5 protein-coding genes are annotated in these 8,431 nt (G+C 45.1%); 2 read left to right on the top strand and 3 right to left on the bottom strand.

The window, feature by feature from the left end; translation table 11 throughout:
- Window positions 1–337: 337 nt before the first annotated feature.
- Window positions 338–619: a helix-turn-helix domain-containing protein gene (locus F6K20_RS14260; RefSeq protein ID WP_287295052.1), complete on the bottom strand. Its 282-nt coding sequence runs from the start codon at window positions 617–619 to the stop codon at window positions 338–340.
- A gap of 1,173 nt (window positions 620–1,792) precedes the next feature.
- Here F6K20_RS14260 and F6K20_RS14265 point away from each other — a divergent pair.
- Complete coding sequence (locus tag F6K20_RS14265) at window positions 1,793–2,257, top strand: hypothetical protein (RefSeq protein WP_008181580.1); 465 nt, start codon at window positions 1,793–1,795, stop codon at window positions 2,255–2,257.
- Between the two features lie 145 nt (window positions 2,258–2,402).
- On the opposite strand, the gene F6K20_RS14270 is transcribed toward F6K20_RS14265, so the two are convergent.
- Together F6K20_RS14270 and recN are read right to left on the bottom strand one after the other, a co-directional pair.
- Complete coding sequence (locus tag F6K20_RS14270; protein ID WP_287295054.1) at window positions 2,403–4,988, bottom strand: GAF domain-containing protein; 2,586 nt, start codon at window positions 4,986–4,988, stop codon at window positions 2,403–2,405.
- A gap of 466 nt (window positions 4,989–5,454) precedes the next feature.
- The gene (gene recN / locus F6K20_RS14275; RefSeq protein ID WP_287295056.1) at window positions 5,455–7,281 is read right to left on the bottom strand and encodes a DNA repair protein RecN; all 1,827 of its coding nucleotides are present in this window, start codon (window positions 7,279–7,281) and stop codon (window positions 5,455–5,457) included.
- Window positions 7,282–7,778: 497 nt separating this feature from the next.
- On the opposite strand from recN, the gene F6K20_RS14280 reads away from it, so the two are divergent.
- The coding region (locus tag F6K20_RS14280) for an AarF/UbiB family protein (protein ID WP_287295057.1) at window positions 7,779–8,431 on the top strand (653 nt) is incomplete at its 3' end.

The raw sequence follows: 8,431 nt of genomic DNA on the forward strand, positions 1-8,431 counted from the left end.
TTTTTATGCAAGACCTTTCGCGGAGCGGCTATGGGTGAGCATCACCCATAAAGGCGACCCTATCTTACGGTAACTTCTAACCCGCTAACCCTTACTGGCAGTGCCAGACGCTGCTTAACACGGGTATAACGGGAGTCCCCAAGGAGATTGAATGATGGTTTTGACTCAGCTATATTCCAAACGAGGATTTACCAAAGGGCACCAGGATTGTGCTAATCCTCATAGATTCAAACGACTAGTGCCCTAGTGCTGACGCTAACCAACCAATTCTAGGCAGCCAGCCCCCCAAGGTGCATCATTCAGACCTAGCCAAAGTCCAAGATTGCACCCTTGAGTTTTAGAAAAATCTGGGATTATGTGGTATAATTTTGGTTGATTTAATTTCATTATGATTCTGGTGTTTCAGCTCAGTGGCAATGATTAGCTGATCAAGGGTGCAGTTGAGCTTTTCCATCATTAACTTAGTCTGCCAAAAGGAGAGCTTAGGCTGCATTTTACCCCTTTCCCAAATGGAAATGGTTTTTTGGGTTACTCCAAGAGCCTCAGCAAGTTCTCGCTGAGTTAAGCCAACTTGCTGGCGCAACTTTAGTAGTGTTATGTCATGATGTTCACGTAGCATTATAGTTTACTATATAATATTGTCCAACGCCATATCATCAACGGTATAAACAAACAAAAACACATAATGGCAGGTAGCCAAAAGCTGCTTTTGCTTTTTGAAACCTAATCATAACGGTTCCAAGTTATTTACCCCAGCCATCCTTAAATCTACAAATAACAGCTCAATCCGTTATACGTCATCCACATCCAGTCAAATATGGTTCCTGCTTGGCTGATGGATCGGTTGCTTTAATCCCAAAAAGCCATCACTCAACTAAAATACTTAGAGCAGAATAGAGAAGACTTAGGTCAGCGGCGGTTGGATTAAACGGCGCTCACCTAAGCGCGAATTTAATTCAACGACTGTAAGCGCACCGGGTAGGTATCAGCTGACCTGCTCTGCTGATAGAATGCCACCAAAGCTATTGATTTGATTTATCTTGGCGCGTGATTAATAACAGTCGAAGTAAAGCTTAAGACATATTTCTGCTCCGAACGCGCCCCGCGTGGCCTACGGCCTTAGTCCCTACTCCCTGCTCCCTTTCAACCAAAATACTCTGTCCTCAACTATACTTCGGTTGCTGCTATATGTGAGAGTCACCAAGCTGAAAACCACGCCTCTTCAGAGCGTGGATGAAAGCTCGAGAGCGACTTTAGTCGCCGTGAAAAAAAAAGATTGTAAGCTTCCCTAATCTTCTCCTTGCCTGTGTAGAATAAAGTATTATAGAGTACAGGCTGAAAAACCGCTAGGACAGCTGGAATAGGGAACCAAGTTTGACCGCCTAGAAAGTAGTAATGCTCAGAGGGTAGGGAAAATCCTCTCTAAAAACCCAATCGTCAACCAACAATTGACGTGTGAACCTAGAACAGAAAACTTTCCAAGAAAAACCGGTGCGCTTTCCGTTGGCGAATTGAATTTGCCACAGATTGCACCGTAGTGTACGGTGGGGCACACCGAAACATGGGGAAAAGAGTCGGCACTCTCAAGAAAGTACCTGAACGCCTAAGGAGAACTGCCCTCTAGGTCTGCCGTGAATTAACTGGGTATTTGGTAGTTTTCTACCGATATTTGGTTAAGTATTGCTTCTCCCGAAGACACGACGGTTTAAGGTGGTTCGCTGATCTAGGAATCCCCACGTCTTTAGACGGGGGAGTGTCAACTTGGTTTCAAATCCTGTACTGAAATAGTCTTATGACCGCTGCAACTCCCTTAGCTAATGCTCCCGATTTATCTACCGATAACTACCTGGTGGTGGGCTTAGCCACCTGCTTTATCAAAGAAGAGGGGGAAGTTCATCAAGTTCAAATTATTGAACCCATCCCCTCAGCCTCCCTAGAAGCACTGCTTAAAAGCGTTCCTACATCTTACTCAGTGGCTTTTGGTACAACTCTAGGTCAAGTAATCTCAGGGGATAGCCTTGTCAAACCCGCTGAGTTTCCAGAGGATGCTCAGTTTTGCGATGATTTTACTAACCGAGCCCTCGCGGCTGCACGCACTTACAAGAGTTGTCCAGAAGCGATCGCTCATATTCCCCTCGGCACAACGTTTGATAACTTCAACTTTTCCACAGAACGCAAGCGGTTGCTAAATATGCAGCGAGTTGTTACTAAGGAAGATAATGTAAAACAGCATGAGTACACTCACAAGGTTCTCTAATCGTTAATCCATTAGTCCTTAGTTAATTGAAACAAGACTTAGGCTTGCACCCGTTGCTCAAGCCTAGTGTATGGGATATGGGCATTGTTGTATGGGCGCTATGGTCTTAACAATTATCCTTTGACCAATCACTAAGGACTAACGACTATTTCTCTAACAACTTCCAGCCACCATCCCAGTCATCGTTAGGAGGTTCTTGAAGAAAACGCTGACAACGGCTCAGGTGCAATACAGACGCTTGGTCATGTTTGTCATATTTTTGTAGAATGGTGCCAAACTCACCCATGGCGAGGGCGAACTGTCGCTGGAGGTAATACTGACGGCCTTTGTAGTAATGTTCAATGATTCGTGCTTTGTCCTCCGAAATCGGTTCAGATTTTAGGCCCACCAGTTCATAAATGGATACTGGCTTGGTCTTGCCCTTAACAATTACCTTGTCCAATTCCCTAGCCCAGATCTGGTCAGCACAGGCTCTGTAAGTATTTTCACTAATTAGGATGTCACAACCGTATTGCTTGCTAGCCGTTTCCAAGCGAGCACCTAAATTGACTCCATCACCAATAGAGGTAAACTCCATTCGTTTAGTCGAACCCATATTACCACTAATGACGCTATCGGAGTTGATGCCAATGCCGATCTTTAAAGGTTTTCGATTAGCTTTAACACGTTGCTGATTAAACTCTTTGAGACGTTGGCGCATCTCTAAGGCTGTTTGCACTGCTCTCCAAGCATGATCCTCTTGGGGCAAGGGCGAACCAAAAACAGCCATAATCGCATCCCCAATGTATTTGTCGAGGGTACCTTTATATTCAAAAATTGCATCAACCATCGACTCAAAATAGTCGTTTAGCATACCCACGACCTCTTCTGCCTTTAAACTTTCGGTCAAAGCAGTATAGCCACGAATATCCGAGAACAGAACTGATACCTCTTTGCGATCGCCTCCTAATTTATGGTCATCGAGCTTAAGTAATTCCTCTGCTAACTCCTGGGTCATGTAGCGATACATGGTAGTCTTGAGGCGTTTTTCATCACTAATGTCATCCATGACTACCAACGCACCATAGACATGGGTTTGATCACTGGCATCAGCAATAGAGTTAATCGAGAGATTCACACAATGCTTGGTTGATTCTAACCCCTGTGAGATCAGGGTTTGGTCGGGGTAGTACTGACGGCTGTCTTTTTCTGTCTTGGCAGTTAAAGCGTTCTGGAGCCATTGAGCAAAATTTCCCCCTTTGATGTTAATCAACTGACTAACCGATAACCCCTCCAATCTGTCTCCAGGGTAATACCCCAGCAATTTCTTGGCACTTTCATTGGTAGCGATAATCTTACCGGTTTTATCGGTGGAAATAACCCCATTACTGAGACTGCGCAGCATATCCCGCTGAATTTGTTCCTGCTGTTTGATGGTGGCAAAAAGTTTCGCTCGCTGTATGGCTACCCCAGCTTGAATATTGAAGGCTTTCATGTATTCTTCATCAATGCGATTAAAACTTGCTTGCCAGCATTCGGGAGCTTTAGGCCAATCATTCGGATTGTAGGGCTCAAAGTCACCGGTCTTTTTCTTGTTGACTAGTTGGGTGACACCTATTAACTCTTGATTGGAGTTATACACTGGCATACACAAGAGGCTACAGGTGCGATAACCAGATTCCTGATCAACTTTTTTGGAATTGTATGAATTGGGATGATCATATAGGTCAAAAGGAATATTTAGAGCTTCACCTGTTTGAGCTACCTTGCCGGCAAAGCCAACCCCCATTAGGATCCGGATTTCTTGGGAGGAACCATCCGCTTGGGGAATTGGCGCCCACAGTTCATTACGTTCTCGGTCAATGAGCCACAGGGTACTACGGTCGGCTTTCATCAGCGTTTTCGCCTCATCCATCACCCGCTTGAGGGTTTCGTCTAGATCCAAACTGCTGAGATTGAGGGATTCTGTAGCTTTGATCAGTGCTGTTGCTGCTCTTTGTCTCTGGGTAGCTCGGTACAACGACTTCGAAGATTCTAGAACCAGCCGCATCGAAGGGGCAAAATCCTTAAACAGTTTTTGATCTTCGTCAGTAAAGCCCTGTTGATCAATTTTTTCCTTTAAGGAAGCGTTCTGTCTATAGGAATTTTTGACCTTATTCAGTAATTGGACTACGGCAACTAAATCTCCCTGTCGATTCAACAGGGGCAATGCTAGCAGGGTATAGGTGCGATATCCAGTTTTTTTGTCAGACTTTTTGGCAGTGTTAGAACGAGAGTCATCATAAAAATCGTAGGGAACGTTAACCACCCGTTTGAAAGTAGCTACTTCACCAACAATGCCCTGATCAGCTGGAAATCGCAGTTCTCCTAAGGTGTTGTTTCCCTCTCCCTTTGCCACTACCGACCAAAGTTCCTTCTTGTCTTCATCCAGAAAAAATATTGTTACTCGGTCGGCATTCATTAACTCTGCCGTCTTGATAGTAATCGCAGTCAAAATCTCCTGGAGAACCTTCTCAAAATCTTGGTTTTCCAGTAGAGCTTCCAGCATCGACAGGGTTTGATTGACGATCTGGAGTTGCTTTTGTACAGTTGGGACTACTTGTTTTAAACTTTTCCGGTTTAAAGGTGCCAGAAAGTTAGATATCCCTTGTCCCGCCGCAACTAGCGAACCGGCTGCTGAGGAATTTGCCTCAGATATGCTCCCCTTTTCCACCTGATTTGAATTGTGTTGATAAACAGATGCAGCTACCATAGAATTATCCTGCGCTAAAGCTTTGGTTTTGCTGAAGCGGTCTAATGATGGCGTGTTTTTGATACTTATTTACTCTTACATTGATACTTATTGACTCGTCAGAGCCAGTTAACCGAATTGATCTGAGTTTAAGGCTAATCTGTTGATTACCTAGAGAGCACCTTCTATGCTGGCCGCTGAGTAGATTTTTTCTGATTGAGAGTTAAATATGGCCTGACTGGATTATAGTGCATTCTAGATTAATTTGTCAGTAGCTTAATTAATCAATTGCGATCCAACTATTAAACTAATGCATCACAACCTCACAATTTTTAACATTTAGCTGTTTGGCCTGGCGTTGCTTAATAATGGAATGATTTTAAGAGTTTTGTAGAATAGGCATCTTGCCTGTTCGGCGATCTTTTGGGGCGGGCAGGATGCCCACTAATCTCCTATTCATTCAAAGACTGACGCAACGCCTTTGGCCTTAGTCCTGTCTTCCCACTGTGCATGTCTTACGCCAGCTAGCAGCTTGGGACAACAAGGAAGCCGCAAAATTCATAGCGTCTTGAGCCGACTGTCCACCAGCTAACTGAGCGATTTCTTCCTGCCGCTTTTGGGGATGATTCAGGAGACTAATCCTTACTACAGTTCGAAGCTCGGGCATTCCAGATTCCGGGATTTGGGTAACTACTTGAGTCCTGCCAGAGCGGTTAACTTGAGGGGAAGATGGTTGTTTCAAAATGCTAGAAATCGGTTGAGCAATCACCTGTTTATCCACCCTAAAATGTTGGTCTGCCATCGCAGCAATTAACGGTTGGTGAGTCACACAAAGAACTTGGTGGCGTTGACTGAGTTGGTAGAGTCGTTCTGCGATCGCTCCTGCTACCCGACCAGACACCCCAGCATCAATTTCATCAAAAATTAAGGTTGTTCCTGGCTGGTTACTGCTGGAAAAACAGGCTTTCAGTGCCAGTAAAAATCGACTCATTTCTCCACCGGAAGCCGTCTTAGCAAGAGGTTGCAAGGGTTCTCCGGGGTTGGGAGAGAAGTAAAAGGTGACTTGATCGGCACCAGCTGCCGTGGGGACAATGGGGCTGATTTCCACTGTAAACTTTACCTTCTCCATAGCCAAGGGCTTTAACTGGTTAACCAGCTGTTTTTCCAGTTCTGACCCAGCCCTATAGCGCAATTTGGTCAGTTGATCACATTCATCGGTCACGTTTTCCTGACTCAATGCGTAATTTCTCTCTAATTGTTCTAGAGATGCACCTTCACTGCCTAATTCTTCCAGTTCTGCCTGTAGGGTCTCATAGTGAGCGATTGCCTCAGCAAGGGTTGGTCCATATTTGCGGCAAATTTGTTTAAGAACCCCAATTCTTTCCTCCACCACTTGGAGACGTTCCGGATCAGTCTCTAGTCCATCTCCATAGGCATTAATCTGATGGGCAGCTTCCACCACTTGAGCCAATGCTCCACTGACTAAGTCTAGTAGAGGTTGCAATTGACTATCATAGTCTACCATATCCTGTAAGGTACTTTCCGCTTGACCCAATAAGTCAGCACTAGCTAAAGTCCCCTGATCATTATGGTAAAGTGCTTGATAGACTTGGTAACTCCTCTGTTGGAGTTCCACAACATGGTTCAGACGCTGGTGTTCACGTTCAAGCTGTTCAAGTTCGTCAGGAGCGCTAAGGTTGGCAGCACTGAGGTCTTGAATTTGATACTCTAACCAGTCCAGACGTTGTAGGCGTTCTTGCTGAGACTTTTGCTGTGTCTCTAGAGCTTTCTTGGCCTCTTGACAAGCTATATACGCAGATCCAACTCGATCTCGCTGTTGGATCACAAGGGAACCGCCGTAAAGGTCGAGTAGCCCTCGTTGGCGTGCTGGCATAATTAGCTGTATGGTTTGACCCTGAGCAGTAATTTCTACCAAGCGCTCACGCAGTCCCTCCATCAGTTGCCGATTAACTATCGTGCCATTGACCCGAGAACGCGATCGCATGCCTTTTTCTGTTGCGGTAATCTCTCGGCTACAGACTAAATCGGCTTGATCAAGTAAGTCAATTTCTTGCTCACTCAACCAGGCAATCAAGGGGTTATCTACCGAGAAGGTGGCTTCTACCAAAGCCCGTTTAGTCCCTGTGCGAATCAGCCGATTGGTGACTTTTCCCCCCAAGGCAATATCAATGGCATCCAAAATAATGGACTTACCCGCACCGGTTTCCCCAGTCAACACATTTAGACCAGCACCGAATTCCACTTCTAGGTGGTCAATTAAGGCAAAGTTGTGAATTCGCAAATAAAGTAACATTGAGCAAAATTCACTGTTGGGAAAATTGTGATAGTAAACACATTTTGTAACAATTTAGAAAAAGTCACACCCTAATACCCAATTGAAGTCTAAGGGTTAACTCTAGTAATCGTTGACCGTTCACCATTCAGTTTATCGTCAAGTGTCCACTAAAAATCAGTATTCCTTTAAGCAGTCAGCCGTCAGCCGTCAGCCGTCAGCTTATTTTATTCAAAGGTGCGCTCTTACCATTAAGAATTAAATTTGCCACGGGTTGCACCTAAAAGCACCGATTGCGCTACGGGCACGCTGCGCGAACAGTAGCGTGGCCTTTGGCTAATAGCTAATGGCTAGCTGATGGCTGATAGCTGATGGCTTACGTATTCTTACCCAGGAATGGGTTATTCCACCATTTTGGTATGAAGATTGCCGAACCTTTATTAAGTTTTAATGATATCCCCCTTTTGTTACAATAGTTTACAGAATCGCTTCTGTTTGTCCGTCGGAAATATCTTCTTATGAATCCTAAAACAGTTTCCCCAACTTCTGTTCAAGCACTAGACTCACAGGCTGATGCGGACAAGTCAGTGGTACCAGTGTCGGGAACTCAGATCACAGTTGAGGAAGAGTTGAGCTCGACAACGGGATCCTCTGTCTTGGAAACAGACAAACCACGCTACGACCCGTCAGCGATCGCAGCCCAGTACCAGAACGCATACCTGTCAGTTCTAGGGCGGTCTTTTACCATCATTTCGTCATTTATATCGTTTGCTCTAGGTCTGTGGTGGGATCGGTTTCGGGGTCGGGATGTTACCGAGAACCAGCGCAGAGCGATTCAGCTGCGGGAAATTTTAACCGACCTAGGACCAGCCTACATTAAAATCGGACAAGCTCTTTCCACACGACCGGATTTAGTCCCACAAATTTTCTTGGATGAGTTGACGCTGCTACAAGACCAACTCCCACCCTTTGAGAATGAGGTGGCTTATAAATTTATTGAGGAAGAATTAGGCGATCGCCCGGAAAATATTTTCGCTGAACTGACTGAAAAGCCTGTGGCAGCGGCTTCCTTAGGACAGGTCTATAAGGGCAAACTCAAAACTGGGGAAACTGTTGCGGTCAAGGTACAGCGACCAGGATTGGCAAATAAAATTACCCTAGATATTTACAT

Source organism: Moorena sp. SIO2C4 (assembly GCF_010672485.1).
In the GTDB taxonomy this organism is placed as follows: domain Bacteria; phylum Cyanobacteriota; class Cyanobacteriia; order Cyanobacteriales; family Coleofasciculaceae; genus Moorena; species Moorena producens.

Bases quoted from the DNA above. Each gene is read 5' to 3' on its own strand.
- F6K20_RS14260 (WP_287295052.1), bottom strand. From the start codon at position 619: ATGCTACGTGAACATCATGACATAACACTACTAAAGTTGCGCCAGCAA.
- F6K20_RS14265 (WP_008181580.1), top strand. From the start codon at position 1,793: ATGACCGCTGCAACTCCCTTAGCTAATGCTCCCGATTTATCTACCGAT.
- F6K20_RS14270 (WP_287295054.1), bottom strand. From the start codon at position 4,988: ATGGTAGCTGCATCTGTTTATCAACACAATTCAAATCAGGTGGAAAAG.
- recN (WP_287295056.1), bottom strand. From the start codon at position 7,281: ATGTTACTTTATTTGCGAATTCACAACTTTGCCTTAATTGACCACCTA.